Annotated in this window: 19 protein-coding genes and 1 pseudogene; 14 read left to right on the forward strand and 6 right to left on the reverse strand. The window is 62.1% G+C overall.

Annotation, left to right across the window (positions count from 1 at the left end; genetic code table 11):
• Nucleotides 1-173: 173 nt before the first annotated feature.
• Both DMB37_RS36880 and DMB37_RS42095 read right to left on the reverse strand, forming a co-directional pair.
• On the reverse strand, nucleotides 174-608 hold the full coding sequence (locus DMB37_RS36880; protein ID WP_135236656.1) for a hypothetical protein: 435 nt from the start codon (nucleotides 606-608) through the stop codon (nucleotides 174-176).
• Nucleotides 609-664: 56 nt separating this feature from the next.
• Complete coding sequence (locus DMB37_RS42095; RefSeq protein WP_135236657.1) at nucleotides 665-1,444, reverse strand: NAD(P)-binding protein; 780 nt, start codon at nucleotides 1,442-1,444, stop codon at nucleotides 665-667.
• A gap of 168 nt (nucleotides 1,445-1,612) precedes the next feature.
• Here DMB37_RS42095 and DMB37_RS36890 point away from each other — a divergent pair, with 168 nt between their 5' ends.
• On the forward strand, nucleotides 1,613-2,317 hold the full coding sequence (locus DMB37_RS36890; protein ID WP_255508333.1) for a WD40 repeat domain-containing protein: 705 nt from the start codon (nucleotides 1,613-1,615) through the stop codon (nucleotides 2,315-2,317).
• A 113-nt stretch (nucleotides 2,318-2,430) separates the two neighbouring features.
• Here DMB37_RS36890 and DMB37_RS36895 read toward each other — a convergent pair.
• Nucleotides 2,431-2,520 (reverse strand): annotated as a pseudogene (locus tag DMB37_RS36895) (IS21-like element ISAau2 family helper ATPase IstB); the annotation flags it as partial.
• 182 nt (nucleotides 2,521-2,702) lie between these two features.
• Nucleotides 2,703-3,197 carry a PAS domain-containing protein gene (locus DMB37_RS36900; protein ID WP_135236659.1) on the reverse strand — a complete coding sequence of 165 codons (495 nt, stop codon included), beginning with the start codon at nucleotides 3,195-3,197 and terminating at the stop codon, nucleotides 2,703-2,705.
• A gap of 640 nt (nucleotides 3,198-3,837) precedes the next feature.
• On the opposite strand from DMB37_RS36900, the gene DMB37_RS36905 reads away from it, so the two are divergent.
• The 6 genes from DMB37_RS36905 to DMB37_RS36930 all read left to right on the forward strand — a co-directional run bounded on the left by DMB37_RS36905 (nucleotide 3,838) and on the right by DMB37_RS36930 (nucleotide 11,460).
• A complete protein-coding gene (locus DMB37_RS36905; RefSeq protein WP_135236660.1) occupies nucleotides 3,838-4,998 on the forward strand; it encodes a class I SAM-dependent methyltransferase in 1,161 nt (386 codons plus the stop codon).
• A gap of 126 nt (nucleotides 4,999-5,124) precedes the next feature.
• On the forward strand, nucleotides 5,125-6,771 hold the full coding sequence (locus DMB37_RS36910) for an MFS transporter (protein ID WP_167769049.1): 1,647 nt from the start codon (nucleotides 5,125-5,127) through the stop codon (nucleotides 6,769-6,771).
• A gap of 542 nt (nucleotides 6,772-7,313) precedes the next feature.
• Nucleotides 7,314-8,438, forward strand: coding sequence for a nucleotide disphospho-sugar-binding domain-containing protein (locus DMB37_RS36915; protein ID WP_370465269.1), 1,125 nt, complete (start codon nucleotides 7,314-7,316; stop codon nucleotides 8,436-8,438).
• Nucleotides 8,439-8,451: 13 nt separating this feature from the next.
• Nucleotides 8,452-9,576 (forward strand): type III polyketide synthase, encoded by a 1,125-nt coding sequence (locus tag DMB37_RS36920; protein ID WP_135236663.1) that lies wholly within the window; start codon nucleotides 8,452-8,454, stop codon nucleotides 9,574-9,576.
• Entirely contained in the window at nucleotides 9,573-10,379 is an 807-nt protein-coding gene (locus DMB37_RS36925; RefSeq protein ID WP_135236664.1) for a trans-aconitate 2-methyltransferase, read from the forward strand. The genes DMB37_RS36920 and DMB37_RS36925 overlap by 4 nt, the downstream gene beginning before the upstream one ends.
• A gap of 37 nt (nucleotides 10,380-10,416) precedes the next feature.
• Nucleotides 10,417-11,460 carry a methyltransferase gene (locus tag DMB37_RS36930; protein WP_206055107.1) on the forward strand — a complete coding sequence of 348 codons (1,044 nt, stop codon included), beginning with the start codon at nucleotides 10,417-10,419 and terminating at the stop codon, nucleotides 11,458-11,460.
• Nucleotides 11,461-11,575: 115 nt separating this feature from the next.
• Here DMB37_RS36930 and DMB37_RS36935 read toward each other — a convergent pair whose 3' ends face one another.
• On the reverse strand, nucleotides 11,576-12,880 hold the full coding sequence (locus tag DMB37_RS36935; RefSeq protein ID WP_135236665.1) for an MFS transporter: 1,305 nt from the start codon (nucleotides 12,878-12,880) through the stop codon (nucleotides 11,576-11,578).
• Nucleotides 12,877-14,247, reverse strand: coding sequence for a rhodanese-like domain-containing protein (locus DMB37_RS36940; RefSeq protein WP_135236666.1), 1,371 nt, complete (start codon nucleotides 14,245-14,247; stop codon nucleotides 12,877-12,879). The genes DMB37_RS36935 and DMB37_RS36940 overlap by 4 nt, the downstream gene beginning before the upstream one ends.
• Nucleotides 14,248-14,386: 139 nt before the next feature.
• Here DMB37_RS36940 and DMB37_RS36945 point away from each other — a divergent pair, with 139 nt between their 5' ends.
• From DMB37_RS36945 to DMB37_RS36975, 7 genes are all read left to right on the forward strand, one after another.
• A complete protein-coding gene (locus DMB37_RS36945; RefSeq protein ID WP_135236667.1) occupies nucleotides 14,387-15,061 on the forward strand; it encodes a metalloregulator ArsR/SmtB family transcription factor in 675 nt (224 codons plus the stop codon).
• On the forward strand, nucleotides 15,058-16,233 hold the full coding sequence (locus DMB37_RS36950) for a cysteine desulfurase family protein (RefSeq protein WP_135236668.1): 1,176 nt from the start codon (nucleotides 15,058-15,060) through the stop codon (nucleotides 16,231-16,233). Before DMB37_RS36945 ends, DMB37_RS36950 begins: the two co-directional genes overlap by 4 nt.
• Before the next feature lie 1,404 nt (nucleotides 16,234-17,637).
• A complete protein-coding gene (locus DMB37_RS36955; protein WP_206055108.1) occupies nucleotides 17,638-18,684 on the forward strand; it encodes a ParB N-terminal domain-containing protein in 1,047 nt (348 codons plus the stop codon).
• Between the two features lie 578 nt (nucleotides 18,685-19,262).
• On the forward strand, nucleotides 19,263-21,434 hold the full coding sequence (locus tag DMB37_RS36960) for a CRTAC1 family protein (protein ID WP_167769051.1): 2,172 nt from the start codon (nucleotides 19,263-19,265) through the stop codon (nucleotides 21,432-21,434).
• A gap of 89 nt (nucleotides 21,435-21,523) precedes the next feature.
• A complete protein-coding gene (locus DMB37_RS36965; RefSeq protein WP_167769052.1) occupies nucleotides 21,524-24,163 on the forward strand; it encodes a cyclic nucleotide-binding domain-containing protein in 2,640 nt (879 codons plus the stop codon).
• Nucleotides 24,164-24,242: 79 nt separating this feature from the next.
• Nucleotides 24,243-25,154 (forward strand): putative selenate ABC transporter substrate-binding protein, encoded by a 912-nt coding sequence (locus DMB37_RS36970; RefSeq protein WP_135236671.1) that lies wholly within the window; start codon nucleotides 24,243-24,245, stop codon nucleotides 25,152-25,154.
• A gap of 5 nt (nucleotides 25,155-25,159) precedes the next feature.
• Nucleotides 25,160-25,924: a phosphonate ABC transporter ATP-binding protein gene (locus DMB37_RS36975; RefSeq protein ID WP_135236672.1), complete on the forward strand. Its 765-nt coding sequence runs from the start codon at nucleotides 25,160-25,162 to the stop codon at nucleotides 25,922-25,924.
• The last annotated feature ends 15 nt before the right edge of the window (nucleotides 25,925-25,939 follow it).

Below are 25,939 nucleotides of genomic sequence, written 5' to 3' on the forward strand. Positions count from 1 at the left end.
GCCCACGTCCTTGGACGAAGCACCCGCGCATCGGCGGCGCAGTCGACAGGCACATCCGCGCTTGCGGGAAGCATTCCGCTGGTTGGGCAGACACTCGTGGGTATTGCGCAATTCGACCGGGCGGGCCAGTTCGATTACGGAGGCATAGATCTGCGGGCGAAGTACGCGATCGGTCAGCCGTCGGCGTGGAGCGGCCAGTCTTGGGGCAGGTCCAGCCAGGCGCCGATCATGCGGATCGCGGTGACGAGAGCCTGCATGCTGTCGAAGCCGGAGGCAAAGGCGCGAGGTCGGGTGTCGACTTGGAACGGGCACAGCACCACGTTCTGATCAGGTGGTGCGAAGGGCTGACCGAGGCAGATGTGGTGGCGGCGGTCGTTGCGCGAGAAGGAGCGTATAGCAACGAGGTCTGCGACGTCGATGGTGTCGGTAGTGACGGCCCGGTCGGCGGTGACTACGGGGAAGCCGAGCTCGGCGGGACCGGCAACGGTGAACTGGTTCCCGGATTCGGTGGCGCGGGCGAGTTCGGTGCCGATCTGTGACATGGCGGTATATAGGGCAGCGAAGCTGTCGTGGCCGCGGCTGGTCCACTGCCCACGGTCCTGGATCACAAAGGTGCATTCGTGACCGTCGGAGACCGGGCGGGGTTTCGCAATCTCGAGGAGGATCAAACGGCACCCGTCGCTAACGAGACGGGATCCGACGACTGTGCCGAGCAAGCTATCCATCGTGCCTCCGAGAGATCATCGAATGTTGGGTACCTGGTGTCGCCGCACAGATCCGCCAGTCCAGGCGCGTGGTCATAATGCTGGCGTTGTCGGCCATGCCGCGCGGATAACGAGAAGTCGATCGGGCGCGCGTAGTAACGACGTCTCAGGGTCGTCGCACCATCGGATTCGGCCCCCGCGGACGACTGCCAATACGAGCGGGCCACAGCGCGCCGGATGCTGTCCGACCTCACTTGCGCTGACAGGGCGTTGCGCGACAACCACTTCGGGGGTTGCCGTAGCGCCCGGCGGAACTCGGCGAGCAGGCCGGGGCGACGTGTGCTCAGTCCCAATAGCCGGCCGGCCATCCTGCTGGCGGCAACGACCTGATCGGCGCCGAGGTATTCGGCGACGGGGCTCCAGCCGCCACTGCGCAAGGAGGTACAGATTGTGGCGTGTTTGTTGAGCCCGCGAACTCTCGAGGTGATGCGGACCGCTTCGCTGTCCGTTGCGACGGCGATGGTGACGGATCCGGCCTCGCTTGTTCCGGCCCTGCGGAGCAAGCCGAGGTCGCAAGCGTCACCCAATACGGAGCGGGCGCCGTCGCGGCGAGCAAGGCCGGCGCGCACCGGATCGTGGTCGACGACAACGAGATCGGACCCGAGTCCCGCATCGGCGATCGCGCGTGCGGCGTTGCGGCCGATGCTGCCGTAGCCGATGACAATCGGGTGTGCGGTCATAGGAGGCTCCAGGTCGTTTAGCGATGCGTCATCGACTCGCCGACCAGGCTTCCCGGCACTCCGGGCGCTTACACTAGCAGGTCTAACCGGCCGAAACGGGAATGCGCGACCGGTGTCAAGGATCAAGCAGCCGGATCAGGTCACTTGATCGCCCTGTGCCGAGGTACGTTGCACCGTGATGGTCGCCGTCCCGTCCTGACCGTTCGGGCAACGACTCCACGGCCCGAATCTGGCGGGTCGCCGACGGCACCCAGCAGGCAATATTTCGCAGGCCATAGCAGCGAGGTGAACGGCTGCGGCTTCACCCCAGACGGAACGCTGATCGCTACCGGCAGCAGCGACCGCACCGTGCGCCTATGGCGGGTAGCCGACGGTACCGAGCACACGGTGCTGACCGGTCACACCGGCCGCGTGAAGCAGTGCACGTTCTCCCCCGACGGCACGTTGCTGGCGACCGCGAGCAGCGACCGTACGGTCCGGTTGTGGTGGGTGGCCGACGGAACCACGCGCGCGGTGCTGACGGGCCATAGCGACCTGCTCAACGACTGCGCGTTCTCGCCGGATGGAACATTGTTCGCGACGACCAGCGACGACCGGACCGCTCGACTCTGGCGGGTTGCCGACGACACCCAACACGCGGTCCTGTCCGGCCATACCAGCTGGGTAGACCACTGCGCGTTTTCCCCGGATGGCGCGCTGCTCGCGACCGCGAGCAACGACGGCACCGTGCGACTGTGGCGGGTAGCCGACGCTCGCTGTCACTGCTCCCTGCGCTTCGCCGGTCCCGTGGTCGGCATCGCCTGGCACCCCAACACCATCACACTCTGTACTGTTGGCGGAGCTGGCACATACATGTTCACCTACCAGCCATAGAACAATCATCGACAGAGCTAGAGCCCTGCGGGACATCGGGCGAACAAGGGACCATACGTCCCCGTCAACATCACTTCACAATGCGCGTTCTGTGCTGCGGCGCGGGCGTTGAGTCAGTCGTTGGTCTTGGCAGCGGGAACGCGGCCGAGGTCGCGGTCTTTGAGGCGGTAGCTGTCGCCTTTTAGGGAGATGACCTCGGCGTGCGCGCGGGGCGGGTCTACTGCGAGTTACCGGTGCCGCCTATCAGTTTCGGCATCAGAGCTATCAGGAGTGGCTCGCTGCACAGCCGTAGTTCGGGCTGTGAAGCCGGGCGTCCGGGCCTCCGTGCTACCGCCACTCCTGGCAGACCTTCCTGCCAGGAGAGTCGCTGTGTCGCCCTTGCTGCTCAGCTGGCACCAGCGGACTCCAGCAGTCCGGGCACGGTTTTGGTGGCGTTGTGGCGGAAGATATTCACCGCTCCGACGACCTCGTCGGACTCGTCGCGGATCGGGAAGACGTTGACCAGCGCGAGCAGCCGGAAACCATTGGGCTGTTCGCAGATGACATCGGCGTCGCGGACGGTGCCGCCGTTGTTGATGACCACCGAGGGCGGAGCCGCCTCGTGTGGCATGACCTCGCCGGAGGGGTAGCGCAGGCGGAACGCGCCGCAGTACTTCTCGCTCTTACCGAGTTCGGGACTGCGTCCCCAGGCGCCGATAGCGGTCTTGTTGCAGGCGATCAGCGTGCCGTCCTTCTCCAGCACATACATCCCGACCTCGATGTCGTCCATCGCGGCCTGGTCGCCGAGCAGGCCACCGGGCACGAGGTGCCCGTTCTCGAGCTTGCCGTGAAAGGTGAGATGGTCCAGTTCGCCGGCGGTGATTTGTTCGCTGATACTCATTTTGTTCCCCTGCACTTGGAGTAGGGCGGGTTAGCTGCGGTCGATGAAGGAACCTGGGCGCGACGCTCAGCCAAGTAGGGGTGACTTCCGCACCCCTACCACCGCGGATAAGTGTACCGAGATTGATAGCCGGACAGCTTGTTTCAACGATGAGGAACTATGACGGCACAGCAACAACTCTCCGAGTTGTCCGACGAGCCGAAGACTTCTCGCCCGCGAAGGTGCTTCGCGCTGCGCAGGCTGCCGGCGCGGCGGAGGCCGGCGGCCTGACGTGGTCATCTGGTTGGTGAATGGCTGGACTGGTCACGCACTGCGGCTGTGGCAAAGACCTCGGACATCCGGGTAGTTGTCATCGAGCGATCACTCGACTGCCGTCAGACGGCCTGTCTTCGGCTACGGATTGGATGAAGGTTCTGAAACCCCAAGGGGGACAGGGCTCAACGTTGATCAGGTTGAACTTCGTGCATCGCTATTACTATCTGGAAGCAGCGTGGTCGGGACTGAGCGCGCTGGCCGCTGGCAATCGATATTGCGGAGGGCTTCGGATGATGCCGAGCGGCGGCCTCATCGTCGACTGAGGCCCCAAACTCGGTGTGCGCAAGCATCGCTGGCAGCGAGAACCATCTCCAGGGGGCATTTGATGACCGGCAATGAGATGTATGAGCGCGCGTTCGCCATTGCGGATGGAGCCTTCGCCGATACCCAGGCTGCCCTGGCTGGCGTCGAGGTCGACCAGATCGCGATGCTGGTGTTGACTGAGGTGGCTTCGCGTACGCAGTTCTTCGAAGGGACGCCGGCAGTCATTGCGGTGCAGTTCGATTTGGGCCATTCGGGGGACCGTTGGGGCTATCGGATTGTGGTGGGTGGCGATGCTGTTGAGATTGTGGCCGGTTGGGGTGAGTCTGCCGACGTTCGGGTTCGGCAAGACTTGGCGGAGTTTGTGCGTGCGGTTTACGGCGTTCCCGGCATCCGGCACGATGCAACACGGGAAGTGTGGATCAACGATGCCGGGCGGCCGGCGGAGTTCTCGACCGAGGACCCGTGGGTTGTGAGGTGGAGGTTGGCGAGCAGCGCCGCCGGTCAGGTAATTCGGGCGTGCGACGAATTTCGCCCCACGCTCACTGAGCTGGCGTTGCGGTTCGGATCCGACAAATGGGGTGGTCACTGGTACACCCCGCACTATGAACGGCACTTCGCGCCTTACCGAGCCCAGCGGGTCAAGTTGCTGGAGATTGGTGTTGGCGGCTACCAGTCGCGGGACATGGGCGGCGCTTCGTTGCGGATGTGGAAGCATTATTTCACCCGTGGATTGGTCTACGGGCTGGATCTGTTCGACAAGTCGGCGGTGGACGAGCCGCGGCTGAGCACGATCGCCGGGGATCAGTCCGACCGGGAACTCCTTGTTCGGTTGCACAAGGAAATCGGGCCGTTCGACCTCGTGATCGACGACGGCAGCCACCAGAGCGACCACGTGCGCGCTTCGTTCACGACATTGTTTCCGCTGATGAATCCCGGCGCGATGTATGTCATCGAGGATCTGCAGGCGTCCTATTGGCCGGCCTATAACGGCAACCGCGCCGATCTGAACGACTCAGAGACTGCGGTGGGCTTCCTGAAAACTCTGATCGATGGTCTACACCATCAAGACCAGCTTCGCACGTCCCCGTACGAGCCCGCCGACATCGAGAGGGGCGTTACCGCAATCCATATCTATCACAACATCGCTTTCATCGAAAAAGGCGTGAATACAGAGCAGACGGCGCCAGCATGGTTGCCCCGCGAAGCGGCTGTCGGCGGATGATCAGGCGCAGCCATGCCAGGCGGGAGTATTGCTCGCCACCTCGGATTTTGCCCGTCATGCTGCAATCGCGTCGGCACATCGGGTGCACTTGGCTTGCTGTTCGTACGGTCGGGAATGGAGATACCTGTGCATAACGACAAGCAGTTGGATACGGCGACCGAGCATTTCGACGATGTACCTCGCCCGGCGTCTATTCGGCGGCGTACCAGTGCCTTCTGGTTCGGGCTCGCCGCAACAACTTTGGGCACCGCGCTGCACTTTCCGATGTACTGGGAGTCCAGGCACATGGGTTATCACATGGCGGACATGCCCATGGATGCGTCGATGATCGTAGGAATGGCGCTGATCGTCGTCGGCCTCGTCGTCACCGCCTATGGACTCGTTCCTGTTGGGGCACAGCGTGATCAGGTGGCAAACCTGCGGGTGCGCGCGCTCGACGACGCTCCGATCAATCGCGTGCATGTGATTCTGCTGCTCGTGATGGCCGCGGCGATCACCATCGATGTGATGAAGCCGACCACGCTGGCGTTCGTCGTGCCCGGCGTCGCCAAGGAATACGGCCTGAAGACCGCGACCAATCCTGGTGGTGGCCTACCGGCTGCACTGCTGCCCCTGGCAGGTATCACCGGCACGGTGATCGGCTCGTTCATCTGGGGTTGGCTCAGCGACAGAATCGGTCGCAAGGCGGCGATTCTGCTGGCCGGGGTGTTCTTCGTGGCTACTTCGGTGTGTGGTGCGATGCCGAGTTTCGAGCTGAATCTGCTGATGTGCCTGATCATGGGCATCAGCGCGGGCGGCATGCTGCCGATCGCGTTCACCCTGCTCGCGGAGACGATTCCGGCGCGGCATCGCGGCTGGCTGATGGTGCTGATCGGTGGTGACATCGCGGGCGCCTACATCATCACCAGTTGGCTGTCGGCCACCGTCGGCGACAGCTACGGCTGGCGGGTGATGTGGCTGATCGGGTTCCCGACCGGCTTGCTGACCATTCTGCTCACCCGATGGATCCCGGAGTCGCCGCGCTTCCTGCTGGCGCTGGGCCGCCGCCGGGAGGCGGAGCAGGTGCTGCGTGTCTACAACGCGTCGATCACCGAGGTCGAAAAGTCCGAGCTGACAATCGAATCCGGTGTCAAGGGGGGATACCGCCGGCTCGTGCAGGCGCCGTTCGGCGGGATCACCACTGTCCTGGTGCTGGTCGGTCTCGGTGTCGGCCTGGTCGTCTACGGTTTTCAGCTCTGGCTGCCGACCAACCTGCGCCAACTCGGGTACAGCGGCGTCTCGGCCGATCAGATCCTGCGCGACTCCGCGCTTATCGGCTTCCCCCTCAATTTCCTGGTCGCCTACTGCTATCACCGCTCCTCGAAATGGACGATGGTGATACTCAGTGCACTACTTGCGGTTTCGCTGTTCGGCTTCGTCGCGCTCGGAGATCGCATCGCGGACAACAAGATTCTGCTGTACGCGCTGCTCATCCCGCCGATCTGGGGCGCGAGCTCGGTGGTGGCGGTACTCGTCGCCTATGGCGCCGAGGTGTACCCGACGCGAATACGTTCCCGCGGCACCGGTTTGGCGGCAGGCATGAGCAAGGCAGGCGGCATCATCGTGCTCGCGCTCGTGGTACTCGCCGTTGCGGCACCATCGATTTCGATGACCGCGCTCATCAGCGCCGTCCCGATGACCATCGCGGCGGCGGCAGGCATCGCCTTCCTGGTCGAGACGCGCCGCCGCTCGCTGGAGGAGATCACCGCCGAGGAACTACGTGCTATCGCCTGATCCGCAACGGCTTATGTCTTCCACGCGGAGACGCCGAGTCGGAGTGCTCGTCGTCTACCGTCTGAAGCCACAATTATTGGGCATGAAGTCGGTTGCGCAGCCGAAAATACGGCGACGTCTTCAGTCTCGGCTGAGGCCGATGACATTTCCACGCTCTGTGGTTCGATTGAAGGCGCAGCGATATCGCAAGCGTCAAATGCGAATCGTTATTGGTAGCTCGCGCGCGATTTGGTGAGTCGATGTTGCCGGTGCCGGGCTCGTGCCGCCGGGCTGGCCTGGTGCCCGAAACCGGTTGTCGGACAACAGAACATCGGCCGGCAAGCCCTGTCACCGGCGCGGTATTCCGATGCGGGGATCCTCTTGTAAGTGTGTGGCAGCTGTAGACGGTGAGTGCGCGGTGCTTTCAGATGAAAGGTCTATATCTTCCCTTGGTCGGCCATTAAGGTTCTGTATCAGACATCAAGCAGAATTTGGCAATTCGAGGGGGTTTGCCCATGCGGGCGATGATTACGTGCGGCCCGGCTACCAGTCACTTATATCCCATGGTGCCGTTGGCTTGGGGTCTTCGAGCGGCTGGCCATGAGATATTGGTTGTCGCACCAGAGAATATGCGGAACCCTGTTGTCGAGGCGGGACTAGCTTTCGCATCGTCCTACGGCCCCATCACGATCGTGGAAGCGATGCTGGATGGTCGTCAGCAGGCGGGACCGCCGCAGCCGAGTGATCTGGCGATCAGCGACGAGGCAATGGGGCAGGGATTCGCGCGCTTGGCCGAGTTGGTTCTGCCCGGCAGCGCGAAGCTTGCGGAGGAGTGGCATCCCGACCTGATCATCAGTGAACCTACCGCTTTCGACGGAGCGGTACTTGCTGCGGAGCGCGGGATCCCGCTGATCGAACATCGCTGGAGCTTGCCGGTATCTGGTGAAATAGTCAGCAGCGCAAAGCGGTCGCTGGTAGCGGCGGGTCGTTTGGACGACAACGTCGATCTGGCCGCGGCATTGAACATCGATGTCTGCCCGCCCAGTTTTCATCAGGCGCCATCGAGTTCCACCACCGTGCCTGTCCGGTACGTGCCCTACAACGGTGCCGCTGTGTACGAGTCGTGGATGAACGATAGGAGTCAGCGGCCGCGAGTGTGCGTCACCCTGGGTTCGATTCTGCCGAACTTGCCTTGGGCCGCAGAGGTAATGTGCTCGATACTCGACGGTTTGTCCGGGCTGTCCGTGGATATCGTTGTGGCGATAGACCCCCGCTCGTGGGATCGGGTGTCAGACAGGGTTGCGGTGGCACCCAATGTCTTTGTCACATCTTGGGTTCCGCTCGGATTGTTACTGCCGAGCTGTCGGGCAATCGTCCATCACGGTGGGGCTGGAACCACGATGACCTCGCTCGTGCACGGCGTGCCCCAGCTCGTACTGCCTCAGTTCGCTGACCAATTCGCGAATGCTCAGCGGATCGCGGCCTGTGGCATCGGTATCGATCTGGCGCCGACGATGGCGCGCAAGGAGACTATCGCAAACCTCGTTGATTCACTGCTGTCCGAGAATTCACTCATGCGGGGCAGGGCCATGGAGGTGGCCGCCGAGGCGCAGTCACAAAATCCGCCGAGTTCGCTGATCCCAACTCTCGAAGCACTTGCCCGGTCAGTCACAACCGCAGCCCGATAAGGAGGTTGACGTAATGGCAATCTTGTGTCGACCAGCAATCGCGGTCCCCGAGTACACCATTTCGAGAAAAGAAACTCTCCAACTCGCCGCCGAGATGCACGCCGGGAATCCCGATCTGCCGCTCGCGCTGCGGCTGATCGATAATACCGGTGTCGAAAAGCGACATCTGATCCAACCGCTGGATGTGACCCTGTGCCACCCTGGGTTCGAAGAGCGAAATATGGTCTACCTGCGTGAAGCCCGCGCACGTATACCTAAGGTCGTGCACCGAGCGCTAGGAAACGCCGATGTCGTCGAAAGCGATATCGATCTCATAATCTATGTTTCGTGTACGGGGTTCGCGATGCCGTCCATGACCGCCTGGATGATCAACGAGCTCCACTTCAAATCGTCGACCAAGCAGCTACCTATCGCGCAGCTCGGATGCGCTGCCGGTGGGGCCGCGATTAACAGGGCGCATGATTTTTGCACTGCCTATCCCGCGAAAAACGTGCTCATTGTTGCCTGCGAGTTCTGCTCTCTGTGCTATCAGCCGGATGACCTCGGTGTGGGATCGTTGTTGTCGAACGGGCTCTTTGGTGATGCAATCGGTGCCGCAGTGGTTCGAGGGGAAGGCGGTAGGGGAGTCAGGCTGGAACGAAACGGATCATGGTTGGTTCCGGATACCGAGAGTTGGATATCCTACGCCGTGAAAGACACCGGATTTCATTTCCAACTCGACAAGCGAGTCCCACATACGATGAGTATGCTCGCCCCGTCCTTGGCTGCGCTGGCCGACGAACTGCACTGGAATGTCTCGGATCTCGACTTCTACATCATCCACGCGGGCGGGCCACGAATACTGGATGACTTATCGGAACTGCTCGGTGTCGACGGTTCTTGCTTTCGCCACAGTCGGGCCACACTGACCGAGTACGGAAATATAGCGAGTGTCGTCGTTCTGGATGCCCTGGCACGGAAGTTTGCGGAGAGTCCGGGTGCAGACCTTGATCGCGGAATAATCGCCGGCTTTGGGCCGGGAATAACTGCGGAAATCTCGATGGGTACGTGGGTCACCGCTGGTGTGAAATCGGAATCGGAAAACGAGAAAAGCTTCGGACGAGCAAGTCAAAATCTGATAGGGGAGGTAGTCCTATGAGTGAGTACGTCTTCGATCCCGCCGACGGACTCAACGACGAGCATGTGACATGTCTCGCGGAAGTGCTGGATTCGGTTACCTTCGCGAGCCTGCGCTCACTCGATGTGCAGGCCGGCTGGCATTGTCTAGAGGTCGGCGGAGGATCAGGCAGCGTGGCGGGTTGGCTGGGTCGACTTGTGGGCGAACAGGGGCACATCACAGTCACCGACATCGATACATCGCACCTCGAGTCGGTGCCCGAACTCGACTGTGCGAACGTGACTATCGCGCGCCACGATGTGCGGTACGACTCGCTTCCAGTCGAAAAATTCGATCTCGTGCATTCACGCCTTGTGCTCGGGCATCTCGACGAGCGGGAGGTTGTGTTGGAAACGCTTACGAAGTCGTTGCGGCCTGGTGGATGGATAGTCCTGGATGAGTTCGAAACGGTACTGCCGCCGGTTGTCATGAAGACGCCTGGGCCGGAGGAAGAAGCTCTGTATCGACGAGTAATCGCCAAGATCACCGACATTATCAAGCATGCAGGCATGGATCATGAGTGGGGCCACCGAGCGTATGGCTGCCTGATTGATCTGGGCATGGAACAAGTCACGGCGGAGGGTGCGTTTCGTGCGTGCCCCGGTGGTACCGCCGGGATGAGGCTCCACCACGTGGTCACCCGACGACTCGAAAATGTTCTTGTCAACACTGGTCTGACTGCAGCGGAGTTGGTCGACTTTCGTCGCATCGTCATGAGCCCGGATTTTGTCGCCACGTCCTATCCGGTGATATCGACACGAGCTCGTAAACGGCGCAGAGGCTGAGTCGAATCGAGCTCAGGTACTCTAGGAGGTAGGGACGATGACTTCAGTACAGCGTGGCGAAGTGGCGCTGACGCCGACCGGATTGATGGAGATTGCCACAAATTTCTGGCGGGCAAAGACCTTGGCGGCCGCTGTCGAGTTGGGGATATTCACGCTCCTTGCTCGAACCGGGCCGCTGAGTTCAGCAGAGATCGCGCACGAGGCTGGGATAAAGATGCGCCCGGCCGACATGTTTTTGGCCTCGTGCGCCGCATTGGGCTTGCTCGTAGAGAAGGACGGTGAGTACGGCAACTCCGCGACGGCGGCACAATTTCTCGTTGAAGGCAGACCCGACTATTTCGGAGGTTTTGTCCGTTTCTGTGATGCGCGGGAGTATCCAGCCTGGGGTCGTTTGGTCGAGGCCTTACGGACAGATCGACCGATGACGTGGGACCCTGCCACGCAGGATTCGCCGTTCGCCCGCGAGGACCGGGTCATGACCGAGATGTTCTGGGAGGCGCTGCATGTCGCGGCGACCTACACGGCGCGTGGCCTGGCGGACACCTATGACTTCGGTGCGCATCATCGCCTCCTCGACGTCGGCGGCGGGTCGGGGGCTTTCCTGATCGAACTCTGCCGGGGAAATCCAGCACTGCGTGGAACGCTGTACGAATTGGATCACGTCTGTGCCGACGCTGCGGCTCGCATCGTAGACGCGGGCCTGGCGAACCAAATCGACACCGTAGCAGGCGATTTCATCGCGGATCCCGCCCTTCCAGAAGGGTTTGACGTGATTTTGATCAGCGGGGTACTCCACAACTGGGATCCAGCGACCAATTGCGCGTTGATCCGCAAGAGCTACAACGCCCTTCGCGCAGGCGGAGCACTCTTGGTCTGTGAGCTGATGCTCGATTCTCGGCGCGCTGGACCAGCCGACGCGGCGTTGATGGGTCTGAACATGGTGATCGAGACCACCGCGGGGAAGAACTACTCTGAGACCGAGTATCGCGAATGGGTGGCCGCGTGTGGGTTCGAAGGTATTGAAATACGGCGACTCGACGGTCCTGGAGCCAACGCTGTCCTCGTTGCTCGTCGGCTCTGACTGCGTGAGCCGGGTACAGGACGTACCGCCGCCGAATTCGTTCATGACGTAGAAGTCGATCGTTGGTCGACCAGTCTGCGTCCGCCGGACAGGGCGCTCTGCGGGTGTGGAGCAGTCAGCTCGCGTTGCCTTCGAGGCGTGACGACCGACGCGGCCCGAGGTGCGGTGGGTGGGTTTCGTACATGCGGGCCGCTGATAGGAGCGTGGCCGCGGCGCTGACCGCCGCGGCCGCCCAGACTGCGGCGTATAGGCCCATGAGGTCGGCGACAATACCGCCGAGGACGGCGCCGACGGCGTAGCCGAGATCGCGCCAGACACGGTAGACGCCGACTGCGCGCCCGCGCCACATCGGATGGGCGACATCACCGATCACGGCGAGCAGGGTCGGATAGACCATCGCGGTGCCGACGCCGAGTAGCACGGTGCCGGTCGCCCACCCGGCGAACGCACTCGACGATGCGATCACCGAGAGCGCCCCCGCCTGGATTGCCATCCCGCCGATGATCAGATATTTGCGACCGATCCTGTCGGAGAGCCCTCCGGTGAGCAGTTGTCCGGCTCCCCAGACGCCGGGGTACAAGGCGAACAAGAGGCCGATCTGGCCGACGGAGAGGTCTGCGGTCGAGAACAGCAACGGGAACAATCCCCATGACAATCCAAAGTTGAGATTGTTGACCAGCCCAGCGTGGCTGGCTGCCGACAGGGCGGGCTCTTGCAGACTGGTTTGGAGGGCGATCTGGCGGTTTGTCAGATCGGCGTGCAGGTGATCGCCGACAGTGCCTGCGCACGGCTTGTAGTCGGCGGCCTCCAGTCGTGCGTAGTCGCGGGTCTCGTGGATGAAGACCCCCGATAACGCCAATGCCAGTGCGGCGTAGGCAAACCCGAGCAGGAACGGCGCCGGACGCAACCCATACTGTTCAGCCAGATACCCGGCGAGCAGGGAGCTCACCGCCACGGCGCCGTATCCGGCTGCTTCGTTGAGCCCCATGGCCAGCCCGCGGCGGTTGGGACCGACCAGGTCGATTTTCATAACCACTGTGGTCGACCAGGTCAAACCTTGATTGATACCCAGCAGAACGTTGGCTGCGACGACCCAGCCCCAGTTGGGTGCGGCGATCAGCATTAGCGGAACCGGTAGCGCGAACAGCCAGCCCACCAGGAGGACTGGTTTGCGGCCGTAGCGGTCAGAGAAAGTTCCTGCGAAGTAGTTGGCAATCGCCTTCGTGATTCCGAAGGCTGCGACATAGGTGAAGATGAAGGTGTAGCCGGTGAGTCCGAACTCGGATTCGGCGAGCAGCGGCACCACCGTTTGTTGCTGACCGACCATGCCACCGACCAGCGCGTTTACCGCGACGAGCAGGGTGAACTGGGCCGCGTTCTCCCGCAGACCCAATACGAACACCGAGCGCGGCAGGTTCATCGTTGGGTCAGCAGCTCCTGTCCGTGGACGCGGGCGTAGTCGGCAGGGTGCCCGGCCAGCACTCGTACGTCTGTTTTTCCGGCGGCCTCGAGAATGCTCGCCGCGGCCATCGCCCGTTCGCCGTGCCCGCACATGACGATCACCGGACCGTCTGGTAGCTCAATCGGGTTGTGGGCGAGCGAAGCGAGTTCGACGTGGCGGGCACCGGGCACATGACCCGCCGCGAACTCACCGGCCTGCCGGATATCGAGAACCGTCACCGGTGAGTCGGTTCTCAGTTGCTCGGCGTCGAGGAATTTCACTGTCTCGGCGTCTACCGGACCGTTCCATGCGTCCATTCCTCCACCGAGCTCCCCTGAAACAGCGTCGAACCCGACTTTGGCTGCCTCCCAAACGATGTCGGTGGGGTCCTGATCTGCGGATCGGACGATGACGAGCGGTCGGTCCGGATCGCTGAGCCAGCCCAGCCACGTGGCGAAGACCGGACGCAACGTGATCGACAGAGCATTGGGTATGTGCGCGGTGGCGAAGTCGGAGGCCGGGCGGACGTCGACGATTTGCGCGCCATCGGCGACCAACTTCTGTACTTCGTCGGAGGTCAATGCAGTGAGCTCGAGGGTCTCGCCCAAAACGGCGGGCCCTTCGCGATTGGCCTCACCTAGGCGCAGGAAATAGTCAGGGAAGGTACCCAGCGAGCCCAGGAGGGCTTCCACGAACGCGTCCTCATTGTCGACTTGCAGTAGTGGATTGGTGGCACGCTCCTTACCGATCGTGCTCACCCGGTCCCCGCCTACTCCTGAGGAGCAGAATGACCCCGCACCGTGGGTCGGCCAGACCGGGGTGTCGTCGGGTAGTTCCATCAACAGTTGCAGCGAGTGGTACTGGGCGCGGGCCAACGGCACGGTCTGGTCCGGGCTGACCAGGTCGGTGCGCCCTGCGGTGCCGACCATCAGCGACCCACCGGTGAAAACGCCGAGAAGGTCATCGTTTTCGTAGAGCAGGTACGACAGATGCTCGGGGGAGTGACCAGGGGTGGAAAGGGCTTGGAGCGTGAACGAACCCACCGCGAGACGCTGCCCGTCGCGCATACCTGTCACCGCGAATCCGCGCGGGCCGACCTCGGGAGCCAGCACAGTCGCGCCGTCGGTCTCGGCCAGCTCACGGACTCCGGAGATGAAGTCCGCATGCATGTGAGTTTCTACGGCGTAGGCGATCCGCAGGCCGCGGTGACGCGCTTCGGCGAGCACTCGCCGGACATCGCGTTCAGGATCGAGGACCAGGGCTTGACCGTTACCGAGGTCGAGCAGGTAGGTCGAGTTGCCCAGGCCCTCGTCGATGACGGGCACGAGCGTGAAATCGGACGGCATCGCAGAACTCCTGTGTCATGTGTTCAAGCGAAATGCTATTCCAATAAAACATGGAATATGAGTAGAGTAGGTCATGCGATTGCGGCAAGCAACCGGGTCGCTGCGAGATGTGTTATGGCACGGGGTTTTTGGAGGAAACATGGACGCTGACCGGGCCTCCGCGAAATCAGCCCTCTACGAAGCGTTCGCCGCCAGCGGCAAGGCACTAGCGAGCGGCAAACGGCTCTTGCTCCTCGATCTGCTCGCCCAAGGTGAGCGGACGGTGGAAGCGCTGGCCGTCGCGGGCGGTTTGAACCTCACCACGGCATCGGCCCATCTGCAGACTCTCAAACAGGCTGGATTCGTCGTTACCCGCCGAGAGGGAGTCCGGATCTACTACCGGCTGGCCGGTGCTGATGTAGCGCAGCTGTTCGCGTTGCTGCGGAAGGTCGCGGAGGCCCACCAGGCGGCGGTCCTCCCGGCGCGGGCCAACTACCTCGGACGCGATGACGGACACGAAGTGACGCGCGAAGACCTAATCGCCCGCGATGCCCGCGGTGAGATCGTCATTCTCGATGTGCGCCCGCTACCCGAATACCGGGCCGGCCACATTCCCGGGGCAGTCTGCATTCCCGTCGATCAACTGGGTGAGCGTATCGGCGAACTAGCCGACGACGCCGACATCGTGGTGTACTGCCGAGGCGAGTACTGCGTGATGGCCTATGACGCCGTCTGTCTGCTCAACGACCGGGGCAGGCGCGCTATTCGGCTTCGCGACGGCATGCTCGAGTGGCGACTCGCCGGACTTCCTGTCGATGTAGCCGAGCTGGTATGACGGCAGCGTCGGCAACCCCTCCGGTCTATCTGGACTACAACGCCACTACCCCGGTCGACCAGCGTGTCCTCGACGCGATGATCCCCTATCTCACCCAGGCGTTCGGAAACCCTTCGAGCGACCATGCGTACGGCCGTCGAACCGCGGCCGCGCTCGAGGCCGCTCGTTCTCAGGTCGCGGAGTTGATCGGTGCCGCGGCGCGCGAGATCGTTTTCACCGGCTCGGGCTCGGAAGCCAACTTGCTGGCGCTGCGCGGCGCAGTCCTGGCACCCGGGCGCCCAGCGACCCACCTCATCACGCAGGCCACCGAGCATCCCGCGGTGTTGGCGACCTGCGATGCGCTAGCCCGACTGCACGGTGTGCGCGTCACTGTTCTGCCTGTCGAATCGGACGGGCGGCTGGATCCCGCCACGCTCGCCGCTGCGATCGATGAGCAGCCGGCGGTGGTCTCGGTGATGGCCGCCAACAACGAAACCGGTGTGCTTCAGCCGATTTCCGAACTCGCCGAGCTCGCCCACCGTCATGGCGCGCTGTTGCACTGCGACGCCGCTCAGGCTGCGGGCAAGATCGGCGTCGATGTCGCCGAACTCGGAGTGGACTTGCTCACGGTGGTCGGGCACAAGATGTACGCGCCCAAAGGAATCGGCGCGCTCTATGTGCGCGAAGGCCTCGTCCTCGAACCGGTGATCTACGGCGGCGGCCAAGAACATCAGCTGCGCGCGGGCACCGAAAACGTCGCGTTCGCGGCTGGACTCGGGGTCGCCGCCGAACTGGCGGCCGCGGATCTTGCCTGCGGCGCCTCGGCCGGTGTCGAGCGTCTGCGTGACCAGCTGTATCAACAGCTATCCGCCGCCCTTCCCGGTCGGATTCACCTGAACGGCAGTGCAGGGCATCGGCTACCGAACACGCTGAACATCAGTATCGACGGCGGGCGTGCGCACGAAATCCTCGCGGCCACACCACAGATCGCAGCATCTACGGGTTCGGCTTGCCACACTGGGATATTCAGCCCTTCGCCAGTTCTGGCCGCGATGGGCATGGACGCAGATCGTGCGCTGAGCGCGATACGGCTGTCGTTGGGCCGCATGAGCACCTCCGAAGACATCCTGATCGCGGTCGCGGCGCTGATCACGTCGGTAACCGAATGTGAAAGGGCATCTGTTCACCGCTAGCGCACTTCGCCGGGAAAACCATGAAGAACACCATCTTCCGGCAAAGGAATATCGGACCGTGTTCGACAACCCGGCTCCGAGATTTTCGACCATGCGCCTGACTGTCGGCGCTCGGCAACTGCGAACGTGCCACGGCGTCCTTACCTAGGTTGATAGGACCGTCCTGTGAGCCGGTGCGAGCCACTGATTTTCTCAGGTGCGGGCATTGCGCGAGGTGGGTAATACCGCCGACAGCGATGGGTTGGACAGCCGAAACCCGCTGCCGTCGTATTGCTTCCGGATGTCGAGCTGCGGTGACTGCTCGGGTCTGTTCCGTCGGCCAGTGTTTCTGTTGTACAGGAGCGGGTTCCGAAGCGGTCGAGTGAGATGTGACAGGTCGGTTGGCGAGTCGCTAAGGGCGACACCGTAATTCGGGTTTGATTGAGTCGCGCGAGCGATCGGCTCATGTACTGTATCGGCACAAACCGCCCGGTCGAGTTCAAATCCGACTACCATCCAAGGCTGAGCAAGCTGCCGTACAACAGATAACCACGTGCCCACGGAACCGCCGGGCTCCGGGAACCCGCGAGGGATCTCGAGCCGCAGATTCGGAATGGGAGACAGCCGTTGAAGTCGGTCGATCACTCTCGCGCCTGCCCGACTACTCAGACCGTCATTGCGGCGGTGCGCGAGTTCATAGAACCGTACCTCGCCGGATCAGCCGGGGTCGGTAGAAATAGCGAATTGCTACCGTTGAAATCGGGGGGTGTGGCGGGGTACCGAAAACGCTGCGTGGAAGGTGTGGTGGTCGACCGGGCAAGACCGCGTGCGCACCGACACGCGCAGCTCGATGGCTATGTTGGCTGCTCGAGGCGAATATGCCGGCCTCCGTCCGCCGATCGGCAGGATCACGCTGAATTCCACTCGCACCATCCAACTCCTCCCGGCTGAATTGGTCGACCTTCAGCCGGGCAACTCCTTGATTGTCCGATGCCGTTGATTGCACGGGTCGGGCAACGTAAGTAATTGGACGCCTCGTGCTACGCCTTTCCATTTTTCGGCCCGATATGACTGCATTGATCGCTTGACATATTGACAAATTGACTTCATTCCACAGCTTTCAGCGAGATGAACACTGAATTCGCAACAGACATGCTAAGATTCGGTTGACCTTTCAATCGGAACCATCTTAGCCGGGGGGAGTCCAGCGTGCGAAGAGGTGCGAATCCCGCTCTAATTGCCCAAGCCAGCAGTATGAATGTCTCGACCAGTTGACGTAGCGCTTAAGCGTTAGTTAACGCTAACCCATCGGACGTTTGTTTTTCGGTCCTTTCTGTTAAAAGATCTCGTTTCGAATCGGCTTCACGAGGCAGGTTCGTGGAGCCCTTGTTACACTGCCCGAACTGGTGAGGGGGAAGGTGAAAGATGAAGCAGCAACCAGGATCCTCGGAGGCCAATTCTACCGAATTGGTAGAGGAATCGAATAGTAAACCGCTCAGTAGACTCGAAAGCCTGTTGGTGCCGATTGCATCGTTACTTCCGGCCGACTCTCCTCGCTTTCATGGCATAAACGAGGATTACTGTCGTTGCCTTTCCGAGGTCGAGACCGCGACGCCTCCTATTCTTGTGCATCGTCGAACCATGCGAGTGATCGACGGAATGCACCGGCTCTACGCAGCCAAGCTGGCGGGAGCGGACACAATCCAGGTGAGATTCTTCGACGGCGATGAGTCGGAGGCGTTCATCTGTGCGGTAAAGGAGAACAATGCCCACGGCCTGCCGCTTTCATTGGCCGAGCGAGTGGCGGCCGCCCGTCGGATCATCGAGTCCTCACCGGCACTGTCGAACCGGGCGATCGCCGGCTATGTCGGACTGTCTGACAAAACCGTCGGTGCAGTCCGTGCCCATGGATCAACCTCGGAACATTCGCAGTTGAGCAGCCGCATCGGCGCGGACGGAAAGGTTCGGCCGCTCGACCCCGAGATGGGGCGGAGGCGCGCGGCGGAGATACTGGACGAGCGTCCGAATGCTTCTCTGCGGGAGATCGCGGTCGGCGCCGGGATCTCGGTGGGGACTGCGCATGACGTCCGTAAACGGATCCGCAACGGCGAAAGCCCGATTCCGTCGCATCGGCGTCGCATCGACGCCGATGATCGAACGCCCCTGCCGAGCGGTGATGTCTCCGACGCCTCCTTGGCGCGCAAGCGCGTGTCCCGCGAGGTCCTGCCACAGGAGATCGACCTATCGATTCTCCAAAGGCTTGCCAAAGACCCATCGTTGCGCCACTCCGAGAGCGGGCGGGAGCTGTTGCGATTCCTGAATACGTACGTGGTCCGTGACAGTCCGATGAAGCAGGCGAGGACGGTGCCCCCGCATTGTGTCGAATCAGTGATCCAGCTAGCTCGCCAATGTGGCAATGCGTGGCTAAGGTTCGCACACGACGTTGAAGCAGCCAACCATGTAGCACACTGAGGCGTGCTCGGTAACAATTAATGGCCAATAATTCGAGTGCTCAGTGCTTCGATGGTTACTTCATAGCGAACCGGTAATGCATTCGAGTCGGACCACGGGAAGACGACCGGAGCACGGTCTTTCCTCTGCGTTCTATGGGCGATCCCTCGCCTTGACTAATCGGTACTACATCAGCAACCTCTGAGCGAAGGATCCTAAAGTGCTCGATTGTCTGACTTGAATGCTCTTCGCAAACCTCGCCATTCGGGATATTATAGTACATCGTACCGGCGTTTTCTATCAGTAGCAATTTATCGGCAATGGTATGTATAGGTCTGTATTCGCACTGTCGGGGCAGCCTTTGAGGCACAGGTGTGAGACTTTGTCGAGCAATTGAGAGGGTCTCTCTGATGTGAATCCTGCCCAATTGACTATCGCATGTAGAGCGCGGTATCGTCCGGAATGGATAAATTGTAAATCAGGGAGTGCATAATGTGAGATCTCGCTCTCATAGATAGTTCTGGCTCCTTGGGGATCGCACTCAGGTGGCGATGAGGCAGTGGCTCTCCAGGCAGAGCCTTGCGGCATATGGAGGCGCAATGACGTTGAAAGTCGGCCATGGCTGGGCAAGTGTGTTGACGGCTGTCACGGTTATTATTTTCGTTGGTGTGGTGCCGAGACCTGCGGTCGCCGCGGGAGTTGGCGTGACATTCACTGATATCACTCCGGGTTCGAGTTTCGGCGACTATCGCCGGGCGCCTTCGCCGGCCGAGTTCGCTCGACGTGAGGGGAATCGGCAACGACCTGTTGCCAACGACGCGGATTTCGTGGCCGAGCCAGTACACGACCGAGGCTTGCCTGGCGTTGTTCTCTTCGACTACGACAGCGACGGTGACTCCGATGTCTTCGTCACCAACGGCCCCGGCAGGCCGAACAGCCTGTATCGCAACGACTTGCAGGGAGGGCAGTCGAACTTCGTCGACGTCGGGTCGAGCGCAGGTGTTGGACTCACGGCGATGGACGCCAACGGCGCGTGTGCCGGAGATCTGGACAACGACGGAAACATAGACCTGTACGTGCTCGGACGCAACCAGCCGAACCATCTGCTGAAGAACCTCGGTAACGGTGCGTTTCAAGACATCACGGACGCGAGCGCCGCGGGCCTTGGCAATCTCAACCACACGAGCTGCACTGTGGCGGACTTCGACAACGACGGCCTGCTCGACATCGCGATCGCCAACACGTTTTCTATGACGGATGGCCTGGCGATCGTCGGCGTGCCTTACGGCCTGACGCAACAGAACCAAATGTTACGCAACACAGGTGGATTGACATTCGCGGATACCACTGCGACCTCAGGCTTCGGCGTGATCGACCTCGGCGGCGTCGCGCCGGTCCCGCTGGGGGACATCTCGTGGGCTGTTGCGGCGGTCGACATCGACCAGGACGGAGACGCGGACCTCGTCGTGGCCAATGATCAGGGCGCGTTCTTCATGAGCAAGTACGGCGGCGTCGACCGCGGCTTCAACCGCCTGTACCGCAACGACGGCACCGGTCACTTTCAGGATGTCACCTACGACGTGGGTCTTGCCGAACCGGGGGCATGGATGGGACTTGCGTTCGGCGACTTCAACTTCGACGGCACGATCGACTTCTTCTCCACCAACTTCGGCGACTACGTGATGATGAATCCCCCGGTGCCGATCGTGACGCAGGATCTGGGCGACTGGTCTAGTCGCTGGATGCTGCAGAGGCCCGACGGCACCTTCGTGGATCCCCGGAGGTCGTCGGTCCGCAATCCCGTTGCCACTGCTGCCGATCCGAGCCTCGGTGGACTGAACGCGACGCCCTTCGGCTGGGGTGCGTCGGCACTCGACTACGACAACGACGGCTCGACCGACATCACTTATCACGGATCACTGGACGCGTTGTCCGTCGTGACCGCCGACAACCCAGGAGCACTGTTGCGCAACGAGGGCCCGCAGGGCGTGCGCAACGGCTTCTTTCCGTCCTTCAGTTCCGACGACGCGTTCACACAATCTGGCGCCGATCACTGGCATCGGACAGTGCTCGGGGTGGCCGTCGCCGACCTCGATCACAACGGATTCGATGATGTTGTCTCGGTTGGATCGTCCCGCAACGTCGGCGACCTCACGCCGTACCACGATGTCGAGCAGTTCAATTTCAACTCGCCGTTCGATGATGCGAAATTCCTCGAGGTCTACGCGCCGCTGGGCGGCAACCGGCGCACCACCGTGCTCTACACACCGACCGGCAAGCACACGGAGGACGGCGACCTGGTTGTCGAAATGAACAACGGCGGCAACGGAAACCGCTCCGCCGCGGTCCGCACGGTCGGGAGCATCGGCCTGACCGACGGAGCGCGGGTCAACCGGAGCGGTATCGGTGCGGTCGTGAAGTTCACCCCGGCGGGAGCACACGCTGCGATCAGGCCGGTGATCGCGGGGTCGAGTTTTGCTTCGCAGGACGAACTCGAGGGCACGTTCGGCATGGGCGACGCGGGTAGCGCCGTCGTCGAGGTGCTGTGGCCGGGTGGCGTGCGGAACAAGCTCTACGACGTGAGGCCCGGAGAACGGGTCACCTTCCCCGAAATCCCCTGCAGCTACGCCGATCCTGCTGTCCCGGCAGATCAGTATCGAGCGTGCGTCAGCAAATCGGTCAGCGACTTGAGTGCCAGCGGTCAAGTGACGTCGCAGCAGGCAAATCGGCTCCTCAACAGTGCACTACGAGCATTCGACGAGGCCCACTGATGATGGACGGTAACGAAATTCAGGAATCCGACGTTCTGCGGTTCGCCCGGGTGTTTCCCCGGCTCACCGACGGACTGACGAAGACCGCGATGAAGCGCCTGCTTACCGCAGGTCGTTGGGAACAGGTCGAGGCCGGCACGGCCTTGACTCGCCAGAAGCATGCAGGCAGTGATCTCTATCTTCTGGTCGACGGGACGGCCGACGTGGTTGTGCAGAAAGCCGGTCGAACCGAACGAAGGTGGACAGCCGGGCCGGGTGCGTGTATCGGCCCAGCTGATCTGCTGGATCCGGGCCCGTCCGAGGCTACGGTCATCGCTGCGGCCCCGTGCGCCGTCATCCACCTGGCGCACGACCAGCTCTCGGCGTTGACCGATAGCGATCCAGCGCTTGCCGAAACTCTGCTGGACTATCTCGAGATGGAGCTCAGAGAGCTCAAGTCGGAACAGATGGACCTGTTCACCGAGCTCGCCGAAGTGCACCCGCCGACCGACGACCTGGATCGAGGCGCGGACAACGGCGCTGGTAGTTCGATCGACAGCGATCCGATTGAGCCCGGCGAGGCTCAGCGCGCGCGGTCATTGCTCGTCGACTCCGACGAGTTCGGCTCGACAGTCGGACCAGATCTCGAAACACTGATCCGTTCCTTGCGGATTCAAACAATCGGAGGCGGTCGGACGCTCGTCGGGGCAGACAGCCATGCGGACGCCGTCTGGCTCGTGCTCGACGGCGAACTGGTCACGATGTACGGAGAGCGTGAAGTCGGTCGATATCTCCCTGGAGACTGGATCGCGACAGCGAACGTGGGCTCGAATTCCGAGGCTGGACTGACGGTCCGTGCGTTGTTCCCGAGTACGGTTGCGCGACTGAGCGGTTCGGCACGGAGATCGATGGAAGAATCCTCGGCGGCCCTGCGTGTCCAATGGCGCCGGGCCCTGCTGCGGCAGTTGGCGCGCGAGTTCAGGCAGGTGTGCAGCAGGGTGCGCGGTCACCTTGGCAGCGGAGAGCGCGGCGCCGATTCATCAGGCAACCGGACTGAGCACGTCGACGTCGTGGTCGTCGGCGCAGGTCCGATCGGCCTGGCGTACGCGATCTGGCTCAAGCGGGCCCGTCCGGAGACCCGAATCGTGGTGATGGATCGGCGGACCCGGCCTGGGTACAAGGTCGGTGAGAGCGCCTTGTCGACCACTGTGCGCAGCCTGCGCTCACTCGGGCTGTCGCAGACGATGTTGCGCCGGCTCTTCGCGAACAAACTTGGACTCGCGTTCTGGTGGGTCGGACCGGATCAGCCGAAGCCGACCACACACATTGATGTGGTCGAGATCGAGGAGACATTCCAAGTCGAGCGTCGCGTCCTGGAAACAGCGCTGTTGCAATGCGCGACGCGGATGGGCATCGATGTCCGCGCCGGCCGCCGGGTGGATGTTGCCCGCAGTACGGTCGAGACACCACGAAGCACGCTTGTCTGTCGTGCGGCCGACGGCGAATACACGATGACGACCTCGATTGTGTGCGACGCGAGTGGGATCGCCTCGGTGATCCCGCGGTCGCTCGGCAAGCGGCGCAAACCTCGGGACACTATCGACGCCAATACATATTTCGGCTATTTCAAACGAGTTTCACACCCCGACCTCGACCACTGGGATATCGCCGCAACCAGGCATCTCTGCTTCCCGGAAGGTTGGTGGTGGTTCATCACCGTCTGCAGTTGGGACGCGATGCCGGATGACGCTTTAGACGACATGGTCGGCGCGATGCTCGACGAACTGCCGATCGAGGACGGCGACAATGTGCCGACGCGGGCCGAGTTCGCCAAGCGATTCGGCGGCGAGACCGAGGAAATCGTCAGCATAGGCGTGGTCGTCCGGAACGACCGCGACGACAGCAAACACCTCAATACGCAGGACCGATTCGACTACTGGGTCAAGCGTTACCCGGGTGTCGAGGCGGTGCTCCGCCACTATAAACGGGTGGAGAATCCGTACGGAAAGAACCACCCGATCCTCAGCTTCCAGAACATGGTGCACGACCTCGAGAGCGCGGCCGGGGACGGCTGGCTTGCGATCGGGGACTCCGCGTTCTTCGTCAACCCGCTGTTCTCACCAGGGCTCAACTTCGGTTCCGGCACTGCGTATATGGCCGTGCAAGCCTCGATCCGCGCCCTGGATACCGCCGACACCAGCCGGGGCAGCTTCGAGACGTACGAAAACTACCGGCGCGCGATCAGCACAGCGCTGTTTCGCGAGAATGAGATGCTGTACCGGAGCTTCCGCTCCGCGCGTTCGTTCGAACGCGTGCTGATGCTGAAGTTCTTCTTCGGTATCACCGACATTCTCCCGAGAGGCGACTACTCGCCATCGGATCCATATGTGTACAACCTGCTCGATCCGCACTTCTCGCGGACAGTTCAGCGGGTAGTCGACATCATGCGCGACGGTGAAGCGCGCGGCGAACACCCTGACATCACCGCGGAAGCGGTCGCGGCTGTGATCGATGAACTCGTCGATCGGCTTCGCGACCTGGATGTTGTTCGCGACGCACGCATCGGTCGCTACTTCACGCACTACACCGATGATCTGCACCGCGTCGACAACCGGGATCGAGGCCGCGGTGACTTCCGCACTTGGCGGTGCACCGGGTGCCGGTCCTTCGTTGACGAGATGTTCCGGTTCTGTCTCGTATGCGGAGCGGAACGGCCGGTGCCGACGGCGACAGCGATGACACAGAACTGAGCAAACGGGTTTCCTGCCTGTACGGCAATGCTTTACGCCGACGAAAAGTGGCGTTCTCACCGAGGAAGTTGGATACCGAATGAAACATCTGGGTCGCGCCGTCCTTCTCGCACTCAGCGTATTGCTGGCGGTCGCATGCGGCGGCTCGCCGGGCAACCCGCACCATGTCGGCGGCGATGCCGAGCTACGAATCGGGGCGATTCCCGACCAGGATCCGCAAAAACTGCAACGGACCTACGGCGTGCTGGCCGACTGGCTCAGTGACCAACTCGGGGTCAAGGTCGAATACGTCCCCGTCACGGACTACATGGCGTCGGTCAGCGCGTTCGTCCGCGGGGATCTCGATCTTGTGTTCTTCGGCGGGCTGACTGCGGTGCAGGCCACGCACCAACTGGCGGGCGCGGCGCCGATCGCGCAGCGCGATGTCGACGCCGAATTTCGAAGTGTGTTCGTCGCCAACGTGGCGAGCAACATCACACCTGTCGACGATATCGCCGGCCTGAAAACGCTTGCCGGGCACCGTTATACCTTCGGATCCGACACTTCGACCTCGGGTCGGCTGATGCCGCAATACTTTTTGCAGCAAGCGGGCGTCGGTATCGGGGATTTCATCGGCGAGGCCGGATTCTCCGGCTCACACGATGCAACCTGGAAGCTCGTCCAGGAGGGGGCATACGAAGTAGGTGCCCTGAACGCCGCAGTGTGGGATGACCGGTTGGCCTCAGGCGCAATCGACACGTCGAAGGTTCGCGAAGTCTTTCGCACACCGTCCTACCACGACTATTGCTGGGTCGCCCGCCCGGATCTCGACAAGAGGTTCGGGGACGGTTTCACGCGCAAAGTGACCGAGACGTTCCTGTCGATCGACGGTAGCGACCAGCACGAGCGCGAGATCCTCCAGGCGTTCGCAGCAAAGAAGTTCATCACGACCGAGGTGGCCAACTACGCTCAAATCGAGGCTGTGGCACGCGATCTGGGACTGCTGAATTGATCGCAATGGCCAATCGAGTCTTCGAACTCCAGGACGTGACCGTGCGTTACGGAGCAACAGTTGCCCTCGCGGGCATCGATCTCACGGTGGCGCCGGGGGAGCGGATTGCGGTCATCGGGCCGAGCGGCGCGGGCAAGACGACGTTGATCGGACTGCTCAATGGCACGTCCGTCGCGACGGAAGGCCGCGTGCGCGCGCTGGGTTGCGAATATACGACCGCAGATGTCCGTGCGGTGCGTGTGACGCAGCGCCGAATCGGCACGATCTACCAGCAGTTCGACCTCGTCGACCAGCTCCGGACAGTGCACAACGTGAATGCGGGCCGGCTGGGCAGCTGGCCGTTCTGGAAAGGTGTTCTGTCGTTGGTACGGCCGCAGGAACTGCGGTCAGTGCGTGCGGCGCTCGATCGGGTCGGCATCGGTGACAAGATCAACGAGCGGACCGGCTCGCTCTCCGGAGGCGAGAAGCAACGGGTCGCGATCGCACGTGTGCTGGTGCAAAAGCCCGTCGCGATTCTGGCCGACGAGCCGGTCGCAAGTCTGGATCAGGCTCGCGGCAGGCAGATTATCGACCTGCTGCTCGCGCTCTCGATCGAGGCCGGCGTCACTTTGATCACGAGTCTCCACGACGTTGACCTGGCATTGAGCCGGTTCGACCGGATCGTCGGCCTGCGGGCGGGCCGGTTGATCTTCGATTGTTCTCGAAAAGACCTGAGCGACACAGAAATCGAAGCACTCTATGTACTCGAGCCGACTGTCGTCCGACGATGATCGTCAAGACCACTG

The sequence above is a fragment of the Nocardia sp. CS682 genome (assembly GCF_004634405.1).
GTDB lineage: Bacteria > Actinomycetota > Actinomycetes > Mycobacteriales > Mycobacteriaceae > Nocardia > Nocardia ninae.